This is a genomic window from Bittarella sp. HCP28S3_D9, from assembly GCF_052065655.1.
GTDB lineage: Bacteria > Bacillota > Clostridia > Oscillospirales > Ruminococcaceae > Bittarella > Bittarella massiliensis.
This window is the reverse complement of sequence record NZ_JBQHTP010000018.1, coordinates 40442-62032: the sequence shown is the minus strand read 5'-3', so window position 1 is coordinate 62032 and position 21591 is coordinate 40442. Positions and strand designations below refer to the sequence as shown.

Genomic DNA, 21591 nt, shown 5'->3' with positions numbered 1-21591 from the left:
AGATATTTCTGCCGGGCCACTTTCTGTGTTTGCGTGCGGGGGGAGGGGGGCGGCCCCTGCCGGGAGGGAGGGCGCGCCCTTCCCTCACAGTTTGAGGATGCGCTTGCCGCCCGCGCAGGCGGTCATGAATGTGCAAAGACACGGCGGACAAGGGGAGGGCTGGGCCCTGTCTGCCGCCGTGAGATGGGGGACCGCCGCGATGGGCGCCAAGGAAGGGGATTGCCGTGTCGATGGCGCGGCAGATGTCGCCCCCTGTCCCCGGCAACACAGAAAGGGCGGCGCGGCTCGCTGGACACAGTTGTGGGAAGCGCTGTCCAAAGAGACGGCCATTTAAAAGGCAGGTGCGGGGCAAACCGGATTTCACAGGGCGAGGTCGACACTGGGGGAAGGTGGATTGCCGCTGAAAAATGTTAAAAAGGCCCAGAACGGGTGAAGACAAAAACAAAATGCACCCCGCGAAGGGAAGTGCGTTTTGGGCGCGATGGCCGACTACTGGGAGGTGTTGCTAAAGTAGGTACCCGGCACTTAGCGCGAGTACAAACCAAAATAAAAGAAAAAGCCCCAAATGCGATTTTTGCGTTGGGACCCTCGACTGGATCTAAATTGCAAAAAGGATGTCCAGCTCTCAGTGCGAGCGCTTCGATTCAAGCAAAAGAAAAGAGCCCGAACGCGCATTGCGTCCAGACCCAATCTGGAGCTACTGGCCGGACTCGAACCGGCGGCCTGCGCATTACGAGTGCGCTGCTCTACCAACTGAGCCACAGTAGCATCGGTTTGCCGGCCGAAGTCGGCGCTATCTATTATCGCGTATTTTTTTGCTTTCGTCAAGGGGCAGGGGTTTAAAAATGGAGAGCAATCGTATATAATAAGCATGTCAGACCAACCATTTCCAGTTGAGCGGAGGGCCCCATGCGCAGACGATCCAAGCTCTTTTCGACCCCTCAAGTGCATATCGTCCCCAAGGGGGGGCGCGCCCGGCGCGCGCTGGTCCTCTCTTTGGGGGCGTTTCTCTGTGTCTGCCTGGCCGCCCTTTTCTGGCCCCGGGGGGAGGGGCAGAAAAACCTCAAACAGGGCGAGGCCAATGCCTACCGGCAGGACGGCGGCTCCAGCGCTTCCACCGCCGTGGGGGGAGAGGAGGGGTTTGTCCCCCTGCTCCCTCTGCGGGACGCCCAGCGGGCCCGCTACTTTAAAGATGCGGTCTTTGTGGGCGACGGACTCACCGCCCAACTGGCCGGGGCGGGGGCCTTTGGGGGGAACGGCACCTTCCTCTCCTCCGAGCGGCTCAACCCCACCCTGCTGCAGTCGGGGCGGCTCTTTTCTTCCGGGGGGGCGGAGGACGCCACTGCCCTGGCGGCCATCAAGGCGGCCGATCCGGGCAAGATCTACCTGCTGGTGGGGGCCAACGGGGTGTCCTGGCTCTCGGCCGAGGACATGGTCAAATCCCTGGGCGACTTTGTCGACCGGCTGCGCCAGCAGCACCCCAAGGCGACCATCGTCCTCTCGACCCTGCCCTATTTTGACGCCGCCACCCAGGGGGATCACCCCAACTACCAAAACACCAAGGTGGAGGAGTACAACCGCCAACTGAGCGCCCTCTGCGCCGAAAAAGAGGTCTATCTGCTGGACAGCGCCCAGGTGCTTTCGGGGGCCCATGCCGTGGGGCTGCGGGACGGCTCCCTCACCCTGGCCGACGGGGCGGCCGACGCCTGGGCCGACTACATCTTTACCCACACAGTCGGGTGAGCCGGCTGCCCAAACACTTGTTTTGAGAGAGGGAAGACCATGACCTTTGAATGCTGGTCCATCATCATTATCGTCTGCGCCATCTGCGTGATCGAGGTGCGCACCGGCCGCAACAACTACGCCCTGCCGGTGATCCCCATCGTCATCGTCCCCGCCGCCCACCTGTTGGGGATGGCGTTCTCCACCCGTCTGGCGCGCCTGGTGGGGGCGCTGCGGCCGATGCAGTGGTATTTGATTTTGATGGTGGTGGCCCTGGCCCTGGCCTGCGGGCTGATCGCCCTGCTGTCTCAGGCCATCCTCTCCAAGCGCACCCGCAACGCCCACCTGATTTTGGGCATCGGCTTCTCGGTGATCCTGGCCCTGATTTTGATTTTGGACACCATCTCCCTCTAGCGCGCCAACCGCTTAGAAAATTTGCCCCCGGCCCTCTCGTGGCCGGGGGCTTTTTGCGCGCGGGAGAGGGGGAAAGAGGGTGCGCTCGGTTTTTCTCTCCGGCGGTTCCTCTTCCCGGGAGAAAGGAAGGCGGGCAGAGGGGAATGCCCTTTTGAGGAGGGGTGTGCCTGCCTATCGGCATTTTCCCGACCGTGTGCTCTTTTGTCCGAGAAGGGGAAGAGAGGACGGGGGTGAGCGGTCTCACCAACGCACTGCGGGCGGGGAAAGGCGCCTGCTGTTTGCGGGGCGGTCTGCGGGCTTTTGCCCCCGGCGCTCGGCGGTGGTCCACGCCCTTTTGAGGGCGGTTTTGCGGCGATTTTCCAAGCGGATTCACCGGCAGACCCGGGGGGCAATTTCTTTCAGGGGGAGGGATTTGGAGGGAGGATGAAAAGGAAGGATAGGAGCGCCGCCTCCCGGCCGTATCCGCGGCGGTGGGGACAAAAAAACGGCCCGCGCCCGGTGGGGGGCGGAGCCGTCGGCGCGATTTGATTGGGGGCGGGCCTAGAGGGAGAAGTCCTCGGGCGAGAAGCGGGGCTTGGGCGGCCGGGGCCGCGGCTCCCTTTTGAGGGGGTCGTAGAGGAATTTTTTGCAGGAGTAGTAGGGGGAGACCACCCCTTTTTTGATGCAGAGGACCATCTGTTCCCCCGGCGCGGCCTTGCCGTGCTGGCAGTAGATGCAGTTGGGCTCGATCTTCTTTCCGAACAGTTTGGGCCGAAACACGGCGCTCCCCCCTCTCGTCTTTTTACCTATTGTAACAAGGGGGGGCCTATTTGTCCAGCAGCACCCGGCTCTTGCGGGAGAGGGTGAAGAGGGCCGCCAGGCAGAACAGCAGCAGCAAAACCGAGGTGAGGGGGGCGTTGACCGCCCCGTCCAGCCGGGGCGGGGTGGAGGAGAAAAAGACGTCTACTGCCGGGGAGGGGAGGAGCTCAAAGAAGAGAGAGAAGAGCCCCAGCACCAGCCCCCCACAGAGCAGCCGCGCCCCCAGTAGCTTGCCGATGGAGGCGAGGTCGCCCAGGCAAAACTGCATCTGGCAGACCGCCGAGAGGCCGCAAAACCCCAAGAAGAAGGCCGCCAGGTAGGGCCCCAGCCGCCCCGGCAGGGCGGCGGCGGTGAGGCATCCGCTGGTGATTTCGAGGAGCCCGGAGAGGAGGGCCTTCCCCCCGTCGGGCAGGGGGAGGCAGCCGCCCAGCAGTTGCAGCAGGGCCGAGAAGAGGATGACGTAGCCGCAGATGGAGAGCAGCGACTGCACCGAGCTGCTCACCGCCTGCACAAAGACCGCCGAAAAGGGCTCGAACTGGCGGGGCTGATGGGCGGGGGCGTGCCCCTTCTTCCCCCTTTTGGGCCCCCGGCGGGAGAGGAGGGTCCCGGTGAGGACGGCCCCCAGCACAGAGCAGAGGTAGAGGACCGCCCCCAACTGCATGCTGTGAAACATCCCGCCCCCGACCCCGGTGATGACGAAGGCCGGGGCCGGGGCCACGCAGAAGAGGGCCAGCCGCCGGGCCTCCCCCCGGTCCAGTTCCCCCCGGTCCACCGCCCCCCGCAGCAGCTTGGGCCCCACCGGAAAGCCGCCGATCATGGCCATGGAGAAGATGGCCCCGCCCTGCCGCCCGCTGCGAAAGAGGAAGCGGCTGACGGGGGAGAAGAGGGCCTCCAGCGCCAGGGAGAGGCGGGAGCCCATGATGAGGTGGGAGACCACCAGAAAGGGGAAGAGGGCGGGGATGATGACCTGATAGCAGGAGGTGAGCCCCCGCAGGATGCCGTCCTTGGCGTAGCTGCCCCGAAAGAGGATGCCCCACAGCAGGAGGATGCAGAGGCTGCCCTGCCAGAGGTCCCTCGCCCCCGCCTTGATCCGCTCCATTCGATCCGCTCCTTTTTCTTTTTTCTGCCCCTTGCCGCCCCAGCGGGCGGGAAGGGGCCTTTTTTTGCGGGGCGAAGGGGAGGGGGGATGCCGCCCTCCTTTCGCCCCTGCGGCCGCCCCCGCCTGCCCCTCTTTGCGGGGGGCGGCAGGGGCAATAATAAAAGCCGCAGCCTGTCAATATATATGAGGGGGAGGGGATCGACATGAACAGACGCAGACCCACGGGCAAAAAGGCCGAGAAAAAGCCCTTTCGCCTGCTTGTGGATACACAGAAGCTGGCCCAGAGCGCCCACCTGACCGACAGCCGCATCGAGATACTGGGCAACACCGAGGCGGTGGTGGAGGGCTGCAAAGGGGTGCTGGAATACGACGAGAACGTCATCGTCCTCAACCTGGGGAAGATGTCGGTGAAGTTTGAGGGGGAGGACCTGAGTCTCAAGTGCATGAACGACTCCGACGCGGTGGTGGAGGGGGTGTTTGTCAGCATCGAGTACCTGCGGTGAGAAGAGAGGGGAGAGAGAAGGTTGTATCTGGTTCGATTTATCCGCTGGCTGCTGGGGACGGTCCGCTTCACCCTGCGGGGGATCTTCAGTGAGCGGTTCATCAATTTGGTCTACAAAAACGGCCTGCGCCTCTGGGGCACCCAGAAGCGGGAGGACGGCTTTGACTGCTACACCGTGGCGGGGGACTACAAGCGGATGCACCGGCTGGCCCGGGCCACCGGGGTGCGCATCCGGGTGCAGGAGAAGAGGGGCGCCCCCTTCTGGCTGCACCGCTACCGCAAGCGGGTGGGGGTGGCGCTGGGCATCCTCCTCTTCTGCCTCTTTCTGGGGTGGATGTCCCGGCTGTGCTGGACCATCGAGGTGGTGGGCAACGAGGCGGTGAGCAGCGAGCAGATCGTGCAGGCGGTGGCCGAGTCGGGGATCAAGCGGGGGGCAAACATCAAAAAAATCGACCTCAAGTCGGTCGAGGAGCGCACCATGGTGCTGCTGCCCGGCCTCTCGAGCATCTCCATCAGCAACATGGGCACCACCGTGGTGGTGGAGGTCAAGGAGGTCAGGGAGAAGCTGCCGGTGGTGGACCCCTCGCAGCCCTGCAACCTGGTGGCCGCCAAGAAGGGCCGCATCACCCGGGTGCTGGCGCTGGAGGGGAACGCCGCCGTCAAGGTGGGGGAGTACGTCACCGAGGGGCAGCTGCTGGTCACCGGGGTCTACGAGGACCGCTGGGGCAAGGCACTCTTCAAGCACAGCCAGGGCCAGGTCTTTGCCGAGACCGAGGAGGAGGTCACCTTTGAGATCCCCCTCACCGAGCTGGTCAAGACCCCGGTGGGAAAGGTCAAAAACCGCCATGTGCTGGAGATCTTGGGCTTCAAGGTGCCCTTGTTTTTCCCCGGCAAGTTGGAGGGGGACTACCTCTCGGAGGTGGAGCGGCAGGAGCTCTCCCTCTTCGGGCTGACCCTGCCCATCACCTGGCACACCCAGCACATCACCCCGGTGGAGGTGGGCAGCCGGGAACTGGGCGAGGAAGAGGCCCTCGGGCAGGCCCAGGCCCGCGCCCAGGAGTACGCCGACAGCCACTACCAGGGCAAGGAGGTGCAGATCCGCCAGACCGGCGGCGAGATGGGGGACGGCGCCTTTCGCGCCACCTTCACCCTCACCTGCGAGCAGGACATCGCCCAGGAACAGGCGGTGCAGCGGTAGCGGGGGACGAAATTTGGAATTTTTTCTGAAAATTTCAGAAAAAACCTGTTATAACCCCCAATTGTGTGATATAATGTGCTAGGAATATGTGAACAATTATTAGAATTTCAAACAAAACGTTCAGTTTTTATGCCATATTTTCTAAAATCCGCCCCTGAGAGGGCTATTTGGCGGCAAAGGAGCCCAATCTCCCTTGTGTCGGGCGCCTCTCTTTTGGGCCCGGGGCGGCGGCGCGCCCATTCCCCTCGCCGCAGACAGCGTTGAAAAAAAGGAAGTTTTGAATGGAAGACATCGTACTGGAAAACCTCGACCCGGTCCAGCTGGCGGCCCTCTTTGGCAACCTGGACGAGAACGCCCGCCGCATCGAGGGGCGCTTTTTGGTCAAACTCACCGCCCGGGACGGGGCCCTGCACATCACCGGGGAGAGAGAGCAGGCCCACCTGGCCCAAAAGGCGGTGGAAAACCTGCTGCTCATCCTGAAAAGCGGCACCCCGCTGGACGAACAGAACGTGGGCTACACCCTGGAGATGGTGGGCGGCGGCCTGGACGAGGTGCCCCCCCAGGCCCAGCCGGGGGTGGTCTGCCTGACGGCCAAGGGCAAGCCGGTGAAGGCCAAGACCTTCGGCCAGAAGAAATACGTCGAGGCCATCTCCAAAAACAGCATCGTCTTCGGCATCGGCCCGGCGGGCACCGGCAAGACCTACCTGGCGGTGGCCATGGCCGTAAAGGCCTTCAAGGCCGGGGACGTGAGCAAGATCATCCTCACCCGCCCGGCGGTGGAGGCGGGGGAGAAGCTGGGATTCCTCCCCGGCGATCTGCAGACCAAGGTCGACCCCTACCTGCGGCCCCTCTACGACGCCCTCTTTGAAATGCTGGGCGCCGAGAGCTTTTACAAGTACCAGGAGCGGGGGAGCATCGAGGTGGCGCCCCTGGCCTATATGCGGGGGCGCACCCTCAACGACTCCTTCATCATCCTCGACGAGGCGCAGAACACCACCCCCGAGCAGATGAAGATGTTCCTCACCCGGCTGGGGGCGGGCTCCAAGGCGGTGGTCACCGGCGACGTCACCCAGATCGACCTGCCGGAGAAGAAAAAGAGCGGCCTGGTGGTCTCGGCCGACATCGTCAAGGGCATCAAGGGGATCGAGCAGATCTACTTCACCGAGAAGGACGTGGTCCGCCACCGCCTGGTGATGGAGATCATCCGCGCCTACGAGGCGTATTACCGCCGCACCCCCGAGGGAAAAGAGGAGTAGTCCCTCCCGGCCGGGCCCTCCCCGGCGAGAGGTTCTGTGACAGGACGACAAAATAAGCGAAGGAGAATGAACATGGCTCTCGTAAAGGTATCCATCACCAACCGCCAGAAGAAGGTCAAACTGCCCTCCGGGCTGCGGCTGCTGGTCCGCCGGGCCTGCAACGCCGTTTTGACCGCCGAGAAATTTGCGGGTCCCGCCGAGGTGAGCGTCACCTTTGTGGACAACGAGCAGATCCAGGAGCTCAACGCCGAGTACCGGGGCAAGGACATCTCCACCGACGTCCTCTCCTTTCCCCTGGGGGAAAACGGCAAGTTCGACAAGAACCGGGAGACCGGCGCCTACGTGCTGGGCGACGTGGTGATCTCGGCCGAGAAGGCGGTGCTGCAAGCCGAGATCTACGGCCACTCCCTGCAGCGGGAGATCGCCTTCCTCACCGTCCACTCGATGCTGCACATCCTGGGCTACGACCACGTGGCCGGGGGGATGGAGCAGGTGCGGATGCGGGAGAAGGAAGAGGCCATCATGCTGCAGCTGGGCCTGCCCCGGGACGCCAGTTACGTCAGCGAGGAGTGATCTTGCGCCCCCACCGCCCGGCGGCCCTGGGCCGCAGCTTCGCCTGCGCCGGCCGCGGGCTCTGGCGGGCCCTGCGGGCCGAGCGCAACCTGCGCATCCATCTGGCGGCCACCGCGCTGGTCTTTTCCCTGGCCCCCTTCTACCCCTTTGACCGGGGGGACTGGGCCCTCCTCTTTCTGGCCTGCGGGCTGGTCTGGGGGGCCGAGCTCCTCAACACCGCCGTCGAGCGGCTCTGCGACCGGGTCTGCCCGGACAGGGACCGCGCCATCGGCTGGGTCAAGGACGCGGCGGCGGGCGGGGTGCTGGCCTGCGCGGTTTTTGCCGCGGGCGCGGGGGTCTGCCTCTTTGCCGACCCGGCGGGGCTTCGCGCCCTCGGGGCGGCGATCAGGACCCCGCTGGGGGCCGGGGCGGCCCTGGCCCTCCTCGCCGCGCTGGGGCTCTTTGTCCTTTGCGGCGGGAAAAGAAAAGACGATAAAACCCATTTTTAAGGAGAAAATATGACGGAACAACCAATCAGCAAATCGGTCTTTGTCAGCTTGGTGGGCAGGCCCAACGTGGGCAAGTCCTCCCTTCTCAACGCCGTGGTGGGGGAGAAGGTGGCCATCGTCTCGGACAAGCCCCAGACCACCCGCACCCGCATCACCGGGGTGCTCACCCGGGGGGCGACCCAGCTGGTCTTCATCGACACCCCGGGGCTGCACAAGGGCAAGACCAAGCTCAGCGAGCAGATGAACCGGGCGGTGACCCAGTCCATCGGCGACGTGGACGTGCAGGTGCTGGTGGTGGAGCCCGAGGGCCCCATCGGCGCCGCCGAGGAGAGCTTGCTGGCCAGCATCCGCCAGTCGGGGGCGCCGGCGATCCTCTGCGTCAACAAGGTGGACACGGTGTCAAACAAGGAGTCCCTGCTGCTGCGCACCGCCCAGTTCACCGAGAAATACCCCTTTGCCGAGGTGTTTTACACCTCCGCCCTTCAAAATGACGGGGTGGAGGAGCTGGTGCGCGCCCTGGAGGGATACGCCTCCGAGAGCCCCCACTTCTTCCCCGACGACGCCTTTACCGACCAGCCCGAGCGGGTGATCGTGGCCGAGATCGTGCGGGAGAAGATCCTGCGCAACACCGCCCAGGAGATCCCCCACGGCACCGCGGTGGTGGTGGAGAAGTTTGCCGAGCGGGAGGGCAAAAAGGATCTGGTGGACATCGACTGCACCCTCTACTGCGAGCGGCCCAACCACAAGGGGATGCTCATCGGCAAGGGCGGCTCGATGCTCAAAAAGATCCTCACCCAGTCCCGCCAGGACATCGAGGCCTTTTTGGGCTGCCAGGTCAACTTGCAGTGCTGGGTCAAGGTGAAAGAGGACTGGCGAAACAAGGACCGGCTGATCCAAAACTTCGGCCTCAAGGTCGAATAAAAGCCCTTTTGGGCGCAGAGCAGCGGCCGGGGGCCGCCAAAAATCACCCCCGGCGGCCGCCGGTTTTCCGCCAAAACGGCGAACCTGTTTTTGACAGGACTAATCTTCCCCCCAGGGGCCGATGCTAGTTTTGCAGAGGTCAAAAAAAGGGGGGGTCGCCGTGTATACCGACGAGAGCCAGCAGCTCTGGGCCCAGTTTGAGATGACCGGCAGCGTGGGGGACTACCTGCGCTACCGGCAGGCCAAGGAGCGCACCGGGGAGGTCGAAGATGGCCTATACACAGATGTGCGGGATCGTGATCCGCGAAGTGCAGGTCGGTGAGGCGGACAAGATCGTCCACCTGCTCACCGACCGGGCGGGCATCGTCTCGGCCTCGGCCAAGGGGGCCATGCGGGTCAAGAGCAAGCTCGTCAGCGCCACCGGACTGCTGACCTATTCCAGCTTTTCCCTCTACGAGGGAAAGGCGATGTACATAATCGAGGACGCCAAGGTCCTCAACCAGTTTTGGAACCTGCGAAAGGACGTGGTGGACCTCTCCACCGCCGTCTACTTTTTGGAGCTCATCCGCCGCCTGAGCCCCGACGAGCCCGACCTCTCGGGCCATCTGCGGCTGCTTTTGAACACCCTGCACTTTTTGGACGCCAAAAAGCGCGACCGGCTGCTGCTCAAGGCCCTGTTTGAGCTGCGGCTGCTGGCCATGAGCGGCTACATGCCCGATTTGGTGGGCTGCTGCCGCTGCGGCGGGTACGAGTGCGCCGGGGGGATGCTCTTCTCCCCCCAAAACGGCAACCTCCTCTGCCGCGACTGCGCCCAGCCCGGCGACGGGGGGCGGTATGTCCCCCTCTCCCCGGGGCTGCTGGCGGCCATGCGCCACATCATCTACAGCGATTTTTCGGCCCTCTTCAACTTTCGCGTCGAGCCCGAGACCGGGGCGGCCCTGGCCCGGCTGGCCGAGCAGTACCTGCTCTGCCAGACCGAGGGGGGCTTTCAGGCGCTGGACTTTTTGAAGTCCCTGTGAGGGGGCCGCCTGCGAGGACCACCCACCGGCGGCAGGGCAGAGCGCTGCCCGCCGCCGCGCCACAGTGAGGATACGACCATTGAACGCGGAAAAACACTACAAGACGCTGGAGTTCGACAAGATTTTGTTCCAGCTGCAAAAAAAGACCTTTTGCGAGAAAAACGAGACCCTCTCCTTTGAGGACCTGCTCTGCCCCTCGGCCGACGAGGCCAGGGAGGCGCTGGCGCGTACCGACGAGATGTACACCCTGCTGCTGCGCTACGGCGACCCCGGGGTGGGGCGGGTGAGCGACCTCTCCCGCCCCCTGACCCGGGCGGACAAGGGCGGGGTGCTCTCCATCAAGGAGCTTTTGGGGGTGCGCAAGCTGCTGGGCGCCTGCCGCGCCGTGCAGGACTGGTACAAGAACAGCCGCCAGGTGGGCAGCGGGCTGCTGGACCCCTACTTTGCCTACCTGACCTTTCACGACGGCATCTACCGCCGCCTGGGGGACGCCATCTTGAACGAGGAGGAGCTGGCCGACTCGGCCAGCCCGGAGCTGCACTCCATCCGCCGGGGGATCCTGCGGGCCCAGAACCGGGCGCGGGAGAAGCTGGAGGACATCCTCCGCTCCTCCTCCCAGCAGAAATACCTCCAGGAGGCCCTGGTCACCATGCGGGACGGGCGCTTTGTGCTGCCGGTCAAGAGCGAGTTTCGCACCCAGGTGCCCGGGCTGGTGCACGACGCCTCCCAGAGCGGGGCCACCCTCTTTGTGGAGCCGATGGCGGTGGTGGACCTGAACAACGAGGTGCGGATGCTGCGGGGCAAGGAGCAGGAGGAGATCGAGCGCATCCTTCAGGAGCTCACCGAGCTGGTGGTCTCCTGCAAGGCCGACCTGCTGGCCGACTACGACCTGCTGGCCGCCATCGACCTGCTGCTGGCCAAGGCCAAGCTGGCCAAGGCCCTGGACTGCACCGCCCCCGAGATGGGGGACGAGCAGCAGATCGACCTGCGGGGGGCCCGCCACCCCCTGATCGCCGCCGGGGACGTGGTGCCCATCGACATCTCCCTGGGGCGGGACTTCGACACCCTGGTCATCACCGGGCCCAACACCGGCGGCAAGACCGTCTGTCTCAAGACCCTGGGGCTCTTTGCCCTCATGGCCAAGAGCGGGCTGCTCATCCCCGCCAAGAAGGGGAGCCGGGTGGACTACTTCGCCCACGTCTACGCCGACATCGGCGACGAGCAGTCCATCGAGCAGAGCCTGTCCACCTTCTCCTCCCACATGGTCAACATCATCGGGCTGCTCAAGGAGGCGGGCCGGGGCTCCCTGGTGCTGCTGGACGAGCTGGGGGCGGGGACCGACCCCACCGAGGGGGCAGCCCTGGCCATCGCCGTGCTGGAACACCTGCGCGCGGCCCGCTGCCGCACCGCCGCCTCCACCCACTACGCGGAGCTGAAGATGTACGCCCTGAAGGAGCCGCGGGTGGAGAACGCCAGCTGCGAGTTCGACGTGGAGAGCCTGCGCCCCACCTACCGCCTCATCGTGGGGGTGCCGGGGCGCTCCAACGCCTTTGCCATCGCCGGCAAGCTGGGGATGAGCAGGATGGTGCTGGACGCGGCGCGGGGCTACATTCAAAAGGACGACATCAAGTTCGAGGACGTCATCGAGAGCCTGGAGCAGAAGCGCAGCGAGCTCACCCGCCAGTTGGAGCGGGCCGAGCAGTACGCCGCCAAGCAAAAGCGCCAGCAGGAGTACGCCGAGAAGGAGCTCTACCGCCAGCTCAAAGCGGCCAAGCAGGAGGCGGAGGAGGCCCACATCGCCGCCCAGCGGGTCATTGAGCAGACCAAGCGGGAGGCGGAGGCGGTCATCGCTGAAATCAAGGAGCGAAACCGCAAGAAGGACGCCGCCCTCACCCCCGGCGCGGTGCGCAACCGGGTGGACAAACTCTACGACGTGGCCGGCAGCCAGCCCCAGGTGGACGACCACTACACCCTGCCCCGCCCCCTGAAGGTGGGGGACGTGGTCACCCTGCGGGAGATGAACACCCCCGCCGAGGTGGTGGAGATCAAGGGCGAGGACGTGACCATCCAGACCGGGGCCATCAAGACCCGGGTGAAGATGAAGGACGTTCGCCTCTCGGGCAAGAAGATGCCCAAGAGCGGCGAGCGCAGCGCCCGCCGGGTGGCGGGCAGCAGCCAGAAGACCCGCCGCGCGGCCCTGGAGATCGACCTGCGGGGCCAGAGCGTGGACGAGGCGGTGATGGAGCTGGACGGCTTCATCGACCGGGCCGTCCTCTCGGGGATGGAGCAGATCTCCATCATCCACGGCAAGGGGACCGGGGCCCTGCGCGCCGGCATCCACAGCTACCTCAAGCGGCACAAGAACGTGGCCGGGTTTCGGCTGGGCACCTTTGGCGAGGGGGAGGCGGGGGTCACCATTGCCACCCTCAAATAAAGGGCTCAAAAAAGGGAGGAATCGCCGGTGAAGATGGACACCTATCTGCAAAAGACCCTCAAGAAAATCGACCTGCCCGAGGGGGACAAGGCCCTCATCGAGGCGGACCTGCGCCGCGAGATCGAGGAGAAGCGGGCCGCCGGGATGCGGGACTGGCGCATCCGCCGGAAGATGGGGCAGCCGGTCTGCCTGGCGGCCTACTGCTACACCCTCTACGGCGACCCGGTGCAAAAGGAGATTCGCCGCCTGCAGCGCTGGACGGTGAGCCTGCGGCTGGCCACCGCCGTCTTCACCCTGTTGGCGGCCGCCTGCTACCTGCTGCGCTTCTTTGCCAGTCGGGGGACGGTGCAGGTGGCCTTCAGCGACACCGTCCTGCAGGAGGCCACCCTGCGGATGGCCCCCCTGATGCAGGTGATGGAGGGGCTGGCCCTGGGGTTTTTCTTCTCGGCGGCCATCTTCGCCCTCCTCTCCCTGCTGGCCGACCACTGCCAGCAGAAGCTGGGCGGCCAGGCGAGCCCTTCGGCGGTGCTGGAGTGGCTCCACCGCCTGGCCGGCCGGCGCAAAGAGGGGGAGAGCCAGCAGTAGGCCGAGGGGAGCAAAAGAGAGAGGGAGGCCCGGCGCGGGGTGCGCCGGGCCCTCTTTTTTATTTTGTCGGCGGGAGACGCCGGGAGAGATGTCCAAAAAGAGGCGTTTGCTGCGGCATTGAGCGGAGCGGACTGCCAGCGGCGGAGGGACGACCCAAAGGGGATGTCACAAGAACGGAAGAACGGGCCATAGGGCAGGCAGTGCAAGTGCAGGGGAAGCGAAATTTCGGCGGGTCTTCGCCTGCCTGCCGGCGCCGGGCCCTTATGTGGCCGGAGCGGGCGAGCGGATGTGTGAGCGGTCGCAGCGGTCCCGTTGGCACCCTGTTCTCCGGCTCTGCCGGAGGGAGGAGTGAGAGGAAGGGCGCGAAAGGCGCAAGAGAGGGCGGCCCAGCTTGCTGGTTGGCCGGTGGCGGCGGACGGGGTGCAATCGATGCCCTCGGGGGCAAAGCCCGCATGGCCTCCTTTTAAAGGTGGCGCACACCGGCGGGGTGGCCGGTGGCTTCGATCGGGTCGGGGGGAGAGAAGCCCCTTGGAACTGCCGGGGGCGGAGCCGAGGGAACTGCACTTGAAAATGCGGGCGCGGGCAGACTTTTTCCACCTGCAGGCTGGCGGAGAGGGAAGGGGGGCCCTGTCGGCCGCTGGGGCGGGGACGGCCCGCGGCGTTTTGCGCCTCCAAAAGGCCCGCCGCAGCGGGGGCGGACAGAATAGAGAAAGCGGGGGCCGGCCCGGGTGGGCCGACCGCCGCTTTTGGCGCTCTGGAGAGGAAAAGTCAGTTGGGTTTGACCATGCAGCGGTAGGGGAGGAACTGAAAGCCCTGCCGCCCGTAGAGGCGGATGGCCCCCTCGTTCTCGGCAGTCACATCCAATCGGAAGGCCGCCGCCTCGCGGTACTCGGTGAAGAGCCAGTCAAAAAAGGCCCGGCCGAGCCCCCTGCCCTGAAAGGCCGGGTCGACGTAGAGCTCTTCCAGCAGCACCAACAGGCCGCCGTACTCGCAGGTGTGGGAGAGGGAGAGCAGGGCGTAGCCCGCGGGGGCGCCCCCCTCCTCCAGCAGCAGGCCCCGCACATAGGGGCTTTTCTCCACCGCCAGCGCGAAGGTCTTCTCCCGGTAGGCGTCGGGGATGTCGTGATCGGTGGCGTCGGTGTGGTAGAAGGCCCGCGAGAGGGTGAGAAATGTGTCTCGATCTGCATGGGCGAAGTCTCGTATATTCATTTTTTGCCCTCCTTTTCGGCATTTGACCGCCATTATACCACAGGTTTTACAATATTCCAAATCGAACATTGCGGTTGGGTTCAAAAAAAGGTATAATACAAATATCTCTGCGCCGGGCCCTCGGGTCCGGGCGCGGCAACGATCTGAAAAGAGGGGGATTTTTCTGTGGAAGTCAGTGTCACCACACTGATCACCTTCGTTCTCTACCTGCTGTTGATGGTGGGGATCGGGGTGTTCTTTTTCAACAAATCAAACAACCTGTCCGACTACTTTTTGGGCGGGCGGGGCCTGGGCAGCTGGGTCACCGCCATCAGCGCCCAGGCCTCGGACATGAGCGGGTGGCTGCTCATGGGGCTGCCCGCGGCGGCCTACATCTCGGGGCTCTCGGCCTCCTGGATCGCCATTGGCCTGGGGCTGGGCACCTACCTCAACTGGAAGGTGGTGGCCGGGCGGCTGCGCAGCTTTACCGAGCTGTCGGGCGACGCCATCACCATCCCCGAGTACCTGGAAAACCGCTTTATGAGCAAGTCCAAGGTGCTGCGGCTGTGCTGCGCGGTCATCATCTTCGTCTTCTTCCTGGTCTACACCGCGTCGGCCTTTAACGCCGGGGCCAAACTCTTCATGTACGTGCTGGGGATGGACAGCTATGTGGCCGCCCTCACCATCGGCGCGCTCATCATCATCGCCTACACCTTCTTGGGGGGCTTTTTGGCCGTCTGCTGGACCGACCTGATCCAGGGCATCCTCATGTTCTGTGCCATTGTGCTGGTGCCGGTGCTGGCGGTGATGAACGTGCCCGACTTCTCCCTCTCCACCCTGACATCCATCGCCGGGGGGAGTTTCACCAGCTTCTTCAACAGCCCCCAGGGGGCCCTCTCCTTCACGGCCATCATCTCCAGCCTGGCCTGGGGGCTGGGCTACTTCGGGATGCCCCACATCCTCACCCGCTTCATGGCCATCAAGAGCCGCTCCCTCATCAAGCGCTCCCGCCTCATCGCCATGATCTGGGTGGTCATCTCCCTGACGGCGGCGGTGGTCATCGGCATGGTGGGGTATGTCTACCTGACCCAGGAGGGGATCGTCTACGCCGACAGCGCGGCGGCCGAGGTCATCTTTATGCAGATGGTGGGCCGGCTGGCCCCGGGGCTGCTGGCGGGGGTGCTGCTCTCGGCTATCCTCGCGGCGGTGATGAGCACCGCCGACAGCCAGCTGCTGGTCACCGCCTCGGCGGTCTCCAACGACTTTTACAAGCCCCTGCTGCGCCCCCAGGCCAGCGACAAGGAGCTGATGTGGGTCAGCCGGGGGGCGGTCATCGCCGTGTCGGTGCTGGCCTACCTGCTGGCGCTGGACCCCACCAGCTCGGTGATGGGGCTGGTCTCCTACGCCTGGGCCGGGTTTGGCGCGGCCTTTGGGCCGGTGATCCTGCTCTCCCTCTTCTGGAAGCGGATGACCCTCAAGGGCGCCATCGCCGGGATGGTCTCGGGCGGCGCCGTGGTGCTGCTGTGGGAGAACCTGCCGGTCTGCAAGGCCACCGGCCTCTACTCGCTGATCCCTGGGTTCTTCCTGGCCCTGGCGCTGGTGGTGGTCGTCTCCCTCTGCGACAAGGCCCCGGGCAGAGAGGTGACCGACCTCTTTGAGCGGGCCTCCAAGGCGCGGTAGACAAGCGGAATCAAAATGAAAGAGAGCCAGTCCCTGCGGGGGCTGGCTTTTTTTGTTGGGTTGTGGGAAAAGGGCGACGGTCGGGCAGGAAAGGGACGGGTCTCTGCCCCCCTGTGGTGGGGGAGGAGAGGGAAAAACAGGCAGGGGTCCGGCCGAGTGGTTTGGGTGGAGCTGGGGTGCGGGGAAGGGGATGCCCGGTGGTCGGGCGGCCGAGTCTTTGCCGGTTGGCCGCGGATGGGCTGTGGGGGACCGGCGCTGGGTGGAGAGAGGTCCCTCTGCTGCCGGTTGGGCGGGGGCTTGGCAGTGTATCCCAGCAGGTGGGCGGCTTTGCGCAGGAGGAGCTGTTCTGCGGCCAGGTGGTCGCTTGCAGTTGATTTGCCACAGGCGCGGGGAATTGGTGCTGGTGGGGAAAGGGGCCACCGCTGCCGGGTTGGGCGGGCACTTGGTCACAGAACACGGACAGGGATGTGGTTTGGCGTAGGGGAAGCTGTTTTGCCGCCGGGAGCCCCTTTTGGCCGGTTTGTCGCGGACAGTGCAGAAAATCGGTGTTGGTTGGAAGAGGAGCCCAGTCGCTGCCAATGGGGGGATATTTGTCCACAGGGCCCGAGTGGGCAGGAGGTCTTTCGGGGAAGAGTCTTCCCGGTGGTCGGGCGGCCCTTTTTGTCCGTTTGCCGCAGAGAAGTGCGGGGAACAGATGGCGGTTGGGACACCCCTTTTTCTCTGCCGGTCGGGTTGTGGGGAAAAAGGATGTTTTTCTGATGCGAGGGCTGGGTCTTGAAAGGGGATTTGCCCGCCGTGCCAGAGCTTTCACGGGGGCGCGAGGGGCGCAGGCGGGGATGTGTTGGCCGGGCGCGGGGAGTATGCTGCCCGGGTGCGCATCGGGCGGTAAGAGACGCCCCCGGACAGGCGGCAAGCAGTCGGCTGTCCGGGGGCGTTCGCTGTGCAGATAGGGGCTTGGCGGCGGGCCCTACCTGCCGGACACCGTGTCGTAGGGCCAGCGGTCGATCCCGCCGAAGTGGCAGACCCGGCGGTAGCCCAGGCCGGCCAGCAGGGCGCTGGCCCGCAGGCTGCGCACCCCGATCTGGCAGTAGACCAAAAGCAGGGCGTCCTTGTTGGGCAGCAGGGTGGGGGCCTGCTCCACCAGTTTTTCCAGGGGCAGGTTGAGGGCCCCCGGGATGTGCCGGGAGCGGTACTCCTGCGGGCCCCGCACGTCGAGGATCACCGCCTCGGGGTGGGCCTGCATCAGGGCCCGGGCCGCCTGGGGGGTGATGTCCTGAAACAGCTCTTGTTGCGGCATGTATACGCCTCCTCTCTCCTATGGCTGCCCCATCCTATGAGAGAGGGGGAAAAAGGGGACCGCTCAGGGCAGCCAACAGGCCCGCAGGGCCTCCACCGCCGGGGCGATCTCCTCCCGGGGGATGGCGGAGATGGAGAAGAGCACCTGGGGGCGTTCCCCCGGGGTCAAGGGGGGCACCGGGCGCAGTTTGACCCCGGCGGCCAGGGCCCGCTGGCAGAGGGAGGCGGCGCTCTCCCCCAGCTCCAGCCGGGCGGTGAGCTGGAGGGCGCTGGCAAAGCTGCCGGGGCGGCAGAGGGGGCCGAAGGAGGCGGCGAGGCACTGGCGCAGCAGCCGGCTCTTCTCGGCGTAGAGGCGGCGCATCCGCCCGATCTGGCGGGCCAGGTGGCCGTCGGCGATCAGCCCCGCCAGGGCCAACTGCTCCAGGGTGGAGCAACTGGGGTTGTAGCGGCCCTTGAGGGGGAGGTAGCGCGCCAGCAGGGGCTGGGGCAGGGCCATGTAGCTGATGCGGATGGAGGGGAGCAGCAGCCGGGAGAAGGAGCCCAGGTAGACCACCCGGTCGTTCTCGGCCAGCCCCTGCAGGGCGGGCACCGGCTGTTTGGCGTAGCGGAACTCGCCGTTGTAGTCGTCCTCCAACAGGTAGGTGCCGGTCTGCTGGCACCAGGTCAGGAGGCGGAGCTTCTCTCCGGCGGCGAGGGGGCGGCCCCGGTAGGGGGAGGAGGGGTTCAGGTAGATGGCGGGGTAGGGGCTCTCCCGGCGGGCGAGGAGCTTTTCCAGGGAGAAGGGCTCGGCGGGGAAGCCGTGGTCGAAAAAGACCTGTTCGGCCTGCAAAAAGCCCGGGTGCTCCACCCCGATGGGCCGCCCGTCCCGCCCCAGCAGGGTGCAAAAAATCTGCAGCAGGCTCTGCACCCCGGCCCCCACCACCAGGCTCTCGGGGGTGCAGACGGCCCCGCGGGAGCGGCGGGTGTACTCGCAGAGGGCCCGGCGGAGGGCGGGTTCCCCCTGGCTGTCGCCGTAGCTGGTCATGGCGGCCTGGGTCTCCAGCGCCCGGCCCAGGTAGCGCTTCCAGAGGCGGCGGTCAAAGAGGGAGGCGTCCACCGCGCTGGCGGCAAAGTCGTAGCGCACGGGGGAGGCGGGGACGGCGGCGGGCCCGGCGGACCCGGACGGGTGGAGGGGGGGCACCGCCCCCAGGGGGGAGACGGTGTAGCCGCTGCCCGGGCGGCTGGCGATATAGCCCTCGGCCAGGAGCTGGGCGTAGGCGCTCTCCACCGTGGTCTTGCTGACCTCCAAGCTGGCGCTGAGGGCGCGGATCGAGGGGAGCTGCGCCCCGGCGGGGAGCTGCCCGGCCGCCACCGCCCGCCGCACCGCCCCGGTGAGCTGGGCGTAGAGGGGCTCCGGCTTGGCGCGGTCCACTGCGAAAACAAAACTCTCCATTGCAAACTGCCCTTACTAAAAATAATAAAATTGTATATTTTCAAGGGAACAGTATGATTGTACAATGGCCCCATACCAAATGCAACCCCCGCCTTGGGGGCGACGAGAGGAGAGCGTGAGATGACAGAGCGCGAACAGATGAACCGGAACCTGGCCCAGATGCTCAAGGGCGGGGTGATCATGGACGTGACCAATCCCCGGGAGGCGGAGATTGCCCAGGAGGCGGGCGCGGTGGCGGTGATGGCCCTGGAGCGGGTGCCCTCGGACATCCGCCGGGAGGGGGGCGTGGCCCGGATGAGCGACCCCAAGATGATCGCCGAGATCCAGGCGGCCGTCTCCATCCCGGTGATGGCCAAGGCCCGCATCGGCCACATTGTGGAGGCCCGGGTGCTGGAGGCCATGAAGATCGACTTCATCGACGAGAGCGAGGTGCTCACCCCGGCGGACGACCGCTTCCACCTGGACAAGCGGGCCTTTGCGGTGCCCTTTGTCTGCGGCGCCCGCAATCTGGGGGAGGCCCTGCGCCGCATCGGCGAGGGGGCGGCCATGATCCGCACCAAGGGGGAGGCGGGCACCGGCAACATCGTCGAGGCGGTGCGCCACCAGCGCTGCATGAGCGAGGAGATCGCCCGGCTGTGCTCCCTGCCGAAAGAGGAGCGGATGAGCTTTGCCAAGGAGATCGGCGCGCCCTACGAGCTGGTCTGCCAGGTGGCCGAAGAGGGGCGGCTGCCGGTGGTCAACTTTGCCGCCGGCGGGGTGGCCACCCCGGCCGACGCGGCCCTGATGATGGTGCTGGGCAGCGAGGGGGTGTTCGTGGGCTCGGGCATCTTCCGCTCGGAGAACCCGGAGCGGCGGGCCAAGGCCATCGTCACCGCCACCACCTACTATAACGACCCCAAGATCATCGCCGAGGTGTCCCGCGATCTGGGGGAGGCCATCCGCGGCGTGGAGATCTCCCAGATCCCCGAGAGCCAGCGGATGGAGAACCGGGGCTGGTAGGATGGCGGGGGGAGAGAGGACCGTCGGGGTGCTGGCCCTGCAGGGCTCCTTTGCCGAGCACCTGGCCTGCCTGGGGCGGCTGGAGGGGGTGCGGCCCCTGCCGGTGAAGACCCCGGCCGACCTGGCGCGGGCCGAGGCGCTGATCCTGCCCGGCGGGGAGAGCACCGCCCAGAGCCGGCTGCTGCGGCGCGCCGGTCTCTGGGAGCCGCTGAAGGGCCGGCTGGCGGAGGGGATGCCCGCCTGGGGCACCTGCGCCGGGGCCATCCTCCTGGCCGGCGAGGTGGTGGGGGAGGACCCCCACCTGGGGGCGATGGACATCGCCGTGCGGCGAAACGCCTTTGGCAGCCAGTTGGACAGCTTTACCGCCCGCCAGGCGATCGCCGAGGTGGGACCCGAGGAGCGGGCGCTGGTCTTCATCCGCGCCCCCTGGATCGAGCGGGTGGGGCCGCGGGCCCAGGTGCTCTGCCGGGTGCGGGGGCAGATCGCGGCGGCCCGCCAGGGGCGGCTGCTGGCCACCGCCTTTCACCCGGAACTCACCGGAGACCTGGATTTTTACCGCTACTTCCTCTCACTGTGAGGGGGAAACGGAAAGGGGGACGCGCTGCCTGCGGGCGGCACGCCCCCCTTTTTTGCCCGGTTTGGGGGGAGGGGGCAGTCCGGCAGCGGGTGGGGAGAGCGGGAGCTGGTGGCCAGATGGAAAATGTGATAAAATAGGGTAAAATGCACGCCGACCAAAGGATGTGCGCAGGGGGAGAGAGGGAACATGGCCGACACGATTTTTTTAGAGGGAGAGGCGGGCGACCTGGTCGAGGTGAGAGAGACGCCCTACCCCTCGGAGGACGATTTTCAGAGGCTGATCGAGAGGCACCCCGCCATCCTCGCGGGGGGACAGATCGCGCCGGAAGACGCGCTGCGCTTTGTGCTGATTTCGCGGGAGATGGGGGTCCCGGAGACAGAGAAGGGGGGCAGCCAGTGGTACTTGGACCACCTGTTTATCGACCAGAACGGAATCCCCACCTTTGTGGAGGTAAAGCGCTCGACCGACACCCGGATCCGGCGGGAGGTGGTGGGGCAGATGCTGGACTACGCGGCCAATGCGACCGAGTACTGGAGTGTTGCCGACATCCGCCAGCTCTACGAAAAAGGGGGGCACGCCCGCACCCTGGAAGACGACTGGGGCTTTGATGAGACGCAGGTGGAGGCGTTTTGGACAGAAGTCGGCGACCATCTGCGCGCTGGAAAGGTGCGCCTTTTATTTGTGGCCGACCAAATCCCCAAGACGCTGCTGCGCATCATCGAATTCCTCAACAACCAGATGGTCAACACCGAGATTTTGGGCCTGGAGATCAAGCAGTACTTCTCCGGCGACGGGCGGAGGATCGTTGTTTCCAGGGCGGTCGGTCAGACCGTCCAGGCGGACGATGTCAAGAAGCCCGAAAAGCGGGAGTGGGACCGCGATTCCTTTTTGGAGGATGTGGAGCGGGTGGGCGGATCGGACGCGAGGGATTTGGCGGCCCGCGCCATGGAGGACTTTGCGGAGATGGGGTGCAGGATCTGGTTTGGCAAGGGGCACACCCATTCCAGCATTGTGGCAATCTGCGACGGCAAGTGCGCCAAGTCGCAGCTCGTCAGCATCTACCCGTGGAAGAAGGGCGTTTTTGCGGAGATCGAGTTTTGCTACTTTAAGGCCCCCTATGACACGGTTGAGGGGAGGCGGCCACTTAAAGAGCGGTTTGAAGCGGCCTTGGGCGTTGCTATTCCGGGAAAAAAGGCGGAGGGGGGACGTTTTAGCTTTTTGCTCTCAAAATTGCTGGATGAGCAGGTGTACCGAGACTTTATGGAAGTCGTTCGCTCGATTATTTGCGGCATCAGGGCCGTGGAAGAGGAGACGCTTCCCGGCTGAGACGGGAGTAGCAAAACAGTTGGGCGCTGCCTGTACGGCTTAAAGGAAACGGAGAGGGGAAGAGGGAGAGCCGCTCTTCCCCTC

General features: G+C 65.5%; 21 protein-coding genes and 1 tRNA gene. 16 read left to right on the top strand and 6 right to left on the bottom strand.

The features are described 5' to 3' along the window. Nucleotides 1-692: 692 nt before the first annotated feature. A tRNA-Thr gene (locus ACTNAU_RS10100) sits at nt 693-768 on the bottom strand. A 141-nt stretch (nt 769-909) separates the two neighbouring features. Between ACTNAU_RS10100 and ACTNAU_RS10095 the strand changes: the two genes are divergently transcribed. Both ACTNAU_RS10095 and ACTNAU_RS10090 read left to right on the top strand, forming a co-directional pair. Next, nucleotides 910-1743 (top strand): SGNH/GDSL hydrolase family protein, encoded by an 834-nt coding sequence (locus tag ACTNAU_RS10095; protein ID WP_441098355.1) that lies wholly within the window; start codon nt 910-912, stop codon nt 1741-1743. Between the two features lie 39 nt (nt 1744-1782). Next, on the top strand, nt 1783-2136 hold the full coding sequence (locus ACTNAU_RS10090) for a hypothetical protein (RefSeq protein ID WP_185916179.1): 354 nt from the start codon (nt 1783-1785) through the stop codon (nt 2134-2136). 540 nt (nt 2137-2676) lie between these two features. On the opposite strand, the gene ACTNAU_RS10085 is transcribed toward ACTNAU_RS10090, so the two are convergent. Next, a complete protein-coding gene (locus tag ACTNAU_RS10085; RefSeq protein WP_216401653.1) occupies nt 2677-2895 on the bottom strand; it encodes a hypothetical protein in 219 nt (72 codons plus the stop codon). Nucleotides 2896-2941: 46 nt separating this feature from the next. After that, nucleotides 2942-4033, bottom strand: coding sequence for a hypothetical protein (locus ACTNAU_RS10080; RefSeq protein WP_441098354.1), 1092 nt, complete (start codon nt 4031-4033; stop codon nt 2942-2944). A gap of 203 nt (nt 4034-4236) precedes the next feature. Between ACTNAU_RS10080 and ACTNAU_RS10075 the strand changes: the two genes are divergently transcribed. The 10 genes from ACTNAU_RS10075 (at nt 4237) to ACTNAU_RS10030 (ending at nt 13009) form a co-directional block, all read left to right on the top strand. After that, the gene (locus ACTNAU_RS10075) at nt 4237-4536 is read left to right on the top strand and encodes a YabP/YqfC family sporulation protein (protein ID WP_441098353.1); all 300 of its coding nucleotides are present in this window, start codon (nt 4237-4239) and stop codon (nt 4534-4536) included. Nucleotides 4537-4557: 21 nt separating this feature from the next. Then, entirely contained in the window at nt 4558-5733 is a 1176-nt protein-coding gene (locus ACTNAU_RS10070) for a sporulation protein YqfD (RefSeq protein WP_441098352.1), read from the top strand. Nucleotides 5734-6014: 281 nt separating this feature from the next. Next, nucleotides 6015-6989 carry a PhoH family protein gene (locus ACTNAU_RS10065; RefSeq protein ID WP_441098351.1) on the top strand — a complete coding sequence of 325 codons (975 nt, stop codon included), beginning with the start codon at nt 6015-6017 and terminating at the stop codon, nt 6987-6989. A gap of 72 nt (nt 6990-7061) precedes the next feature. After that, nucleotides 7062-7562, top strand: coding sequence for an rRNA maturation RNase YbeY (ybeY, locus tag ACTNAU_RS10060; protein ID WP_044991953.1), 501 nt, complete (start codon nt 7062-7064; stop codon nt 7560-7562). Then, nucleotides 7559-8050: a diacylglycerol kinase family protein gene (locus ACTNAU_RS10055; protein WP_441098350.1), complete on the top strand. Its 492-nt coding sequence runs from the start codon at nt 7559-7561 to the stop codon at nt 8048-8050. Before ybeY ends, ACTNAU_RS10055 begins: the two co-directional genes overlap by 4 nt. Before the next feature lie 9 nt (nt 8051-8059). After that, nucleotides 8060-8971, top strand: coding sequence for a GTPase Era (gene era, locus ACTNAU_RS10050; RefSeq protein ID WP_021659323.1), 912 nt, complete (start codon nt 8060-8062; stop codon nt 8969-8971). Between the two features lie 160 nt (nt 8972-9131). Next, nucleotides 9132-9293: a hypothetical protein gene (locus tag ACTNAU_RS10045; protein WP_216401658.1), complete on the top strand. Its 162-nt coding sequence runs from the start codon at nt 9132-9134 to the stop codon at nt 9291-9293. Beyond that, a complete protein-coding gene (recO, locus tag ACTNAU_RS10040; RefSeq protein WP_082671823.1) occupies nt 9241-9990 on the top strand; it encodes a DNA repair protein RecO in 750 nt (249 codons plus the stop codon). The genes ACTNAU_RS10045 and recO overlap by 53 nt, the downstream gene beginning before the upstream one ends. 79 nt (nt 9991-10069) lie before the next feature. Next, complete coding sequence (locus tag ACTNAU_RS10035; RefSeq protein WP_441098349.1) at nt 10070-12424, top strand: endonuclease MutS2; 2355 nt, start codon at nt 10070-10072, stop codon at nt 12422-12424. 27 nt (nt 12425-12451) lie between these two features. Then, nucleotides 12452-13009, top strand: a complete 558-nt coding sequence (locus ACTNAU_RS10030) for a hypothetical protein (RefSeq protein ID WP_185916183.1) — start codon at nt 12452-12454, stop codon at nt 13007-13009. Nucleotides 13010-13777: 768 nt separating this feature from the next. Here ACTNAU_RS10030 and ACTNAU_RS10025 read toward each other — a convergent pair. After that, complete coding sequence (locus tag ACTNAU_RS10025) at nt 13778-14218, bottom strand: GNAT family N-acetyltransferase (protein ID WP_021659840.1); 441 nt, start codon at nt 14216-14218, stop codon at nt 13778-13780. A gap of 216 nt (nt 14219-14434) precedes the next feature. Here ACTNAU_RS10025 and putP point away from each other — a divergent pair, with 216 nt between their 5' ends. After that, entirely contained in the window at nt 14435-15877 is a 1443-nt protein-coding gene (putP, locus tag ACTNAU_RS10020) for a sodium/proline symporter PutP (RefSeq protein ID WP_207721321.1), read from the top strand. Between the two features lie 967 nt (nt 15878-16844). Here putP and ACTNAU_RS10015 read toward each other — a convergent pair. Continuing rightward, entirely contained in the window at nt 16845-17174 is a 330-nt protein-coding gene (locus ACTNAU_RS10015) for a rhodanese-like domain-containing protein (protein WP_216401663.1), read from the bottom strand. 63 nt (nt 17175-17237) lie between these two features. Continuing rightward, nucleotides 17238-18605, bottom strand: coding sequence for a MocR-like pyridoxine biosynthesis transcription factor PdxR (gene pdxR / locus ACTNAU_RS10010; RefSeq protein WP_441098348.1), 1368 nt, complete (start codon nt 18603-18605; stop codon nt 17238-17240). A gap of 120 nt (nt 18606-18725) precedes the next feature. On the opposite strand from pdxR, the gene pdxS reads away from it, so the two are divergent. The 3 genes from pdxS to ACTNAU_RS09995 all read left to right on the top strand — a co-directional run bounded on the left by pdxS (nt 18726) and on the right by ACTNAU_RS09995 (nt 21507). Further along, on the top strand, nt 18726-19604 hold the full coding sequence (gene pdxS / locus ACTNAU_RS10005) for a pyridoxal 5'-phosphate synthase lyase subunit PdxS (protein WP_044993025.1): 879 nt from the start codon (nt 18726-18728) through the stop codon (nt 19602-19604). A 1-nt stretch (nt 19605) separates the two neighbouring features. After that, nucleotides 19606-20181 (top strand): pyridoxal 5'-phosphate synthase glutaminase subunit PdxT, encoded by a 576-nt coding sequence (gene pdxT / locus ACTNAU_RS10000; RefSeq protein WP_059005271.1) that lies wholly within the window; start codon nt 19606-19608, stop codon nt 20179-20181. A gap of 186 nt (nt 20182-20367) precedes the next feature. Next, the gene (locus ACTNAU_RS09995; RefSeq protein ID WP_441098347.1) at nt 20368-21507 is read left to right on the top strand and encodes a hypothetical protein; all 1140 of its coding nucleotides are present in this window, start codon (nt 20368-20370) and stop codon (nt 21505-21507) included. Nucleotides 21508-21591: the final 84 nt, after the last annotated feature.

Excerpts from the sequence above, each read along its gene's own strand:
- ACTNAU_RS10095 (WP_441098355.1), top strand. The coding sequence starts at position 910 with ATGCGCAGACGATCCAAGCTCTTTTCGACCCCTCAAGTGCATATCGTC.
- ACTNAU_RS10090 (WP_185916179.1), top strand. The coding sequence starts at position 1,783 with ATGACCTTTGAATGCTGGTCCATCATCATTATCGTCTGCGCCATCTGC.
- ACTNAU_RS10080 (WP_441098354.1), bottom strand. The coding sequence starts at position 4,033 with ATGGAGCGGATCAAGGCGGGGGCGAGGGACCTCTGGCAGGGCAGCCTC.
- ACTNAU_RS10075 (WP_441098353.1), top strand. The coding sequence starts at position 4,237 with ATGAACAGACGCAGACCCACGGGCAAAAAGGCCGAGAAAAAGCCCTTT.
- ACTNAU_RS10065 (WP_441098351.1), top strand. The coding sequence starts at position 6,015 with ATGGAAGACATCGTACTGGAAAACCTCGACCCGGTCCAGCTGGCGGCC.
- ybeY (WP_044991953.1), top strand. The coding sequence starts at position 7,062 with ATGGCTCTCGTAAAGGTATCCATCACCAACCGCCAGAAGAAGGTCAAA.
- era (WP_021659323.1), top strand. The coding sequence starts at position 8,060 with ATGACGGAACAACCAATCAGCAAATCGGTCTTTGTCAGCTTGGTGGGC.
- recO (WP_082671823.1), top strand. The coding sequence starts at position 9,241 with ATGGCCTATACACAGATGTGCGGGATCGTGATCCGCGAAGTGCAGGTC.
- ACTNAU_RS10025 (WP_021659840.1), bottom strand. The coding sequence starts at position 14,218 with ATGAATATACGAGACTTCGCCCATGCAGATCGAGACACATTTCTCACC.
- putP (WP_207721321.1), top strand. The coding sequence starts at position 14,435 with ATGGTGGGGATCGGGGTGTTCTTTTTCAACAAATCAAACAACCTGTCC.
- ACTNAU_RS10015 (WP_216401663.1), bottom strand. The coding sequence starts at position 17,174 with ATGCCGCAACAAGAGCTGTTTCAGGACATCACCCCCCAGGCGGCCCGG.
- pdxR (WP_441098348.1), bottom strand. The coding sequence starts at position 18,605 with ATGGAGAGTTTTGTTTTCGCAGTGGACCGCGCCAAGCCGGAGCCCCTC.
- pdxS (WP_044993025.1), top strand. The coding sequence starts at position 18,726 with ATGACAGAGCGCGAACAGATGAACCGGAACCTGGCCCAGATGCTCAAG.
- pdxT (WP_059005271.1), top strand. The coding sequence starts at position 19,606 with ATGGCGGGGGGAGAGAGGACCGTCGGGGTGCTGGCCCTGCAGGGCTCC.
- ACTNAU_RS09995 (WP_441098347.1), top strand. The coding sequence starts at position 20,368 with ATGGCCGACACGATTTTTTTAGAGGGAGAGGCGGGCGACCTGGTCGAG.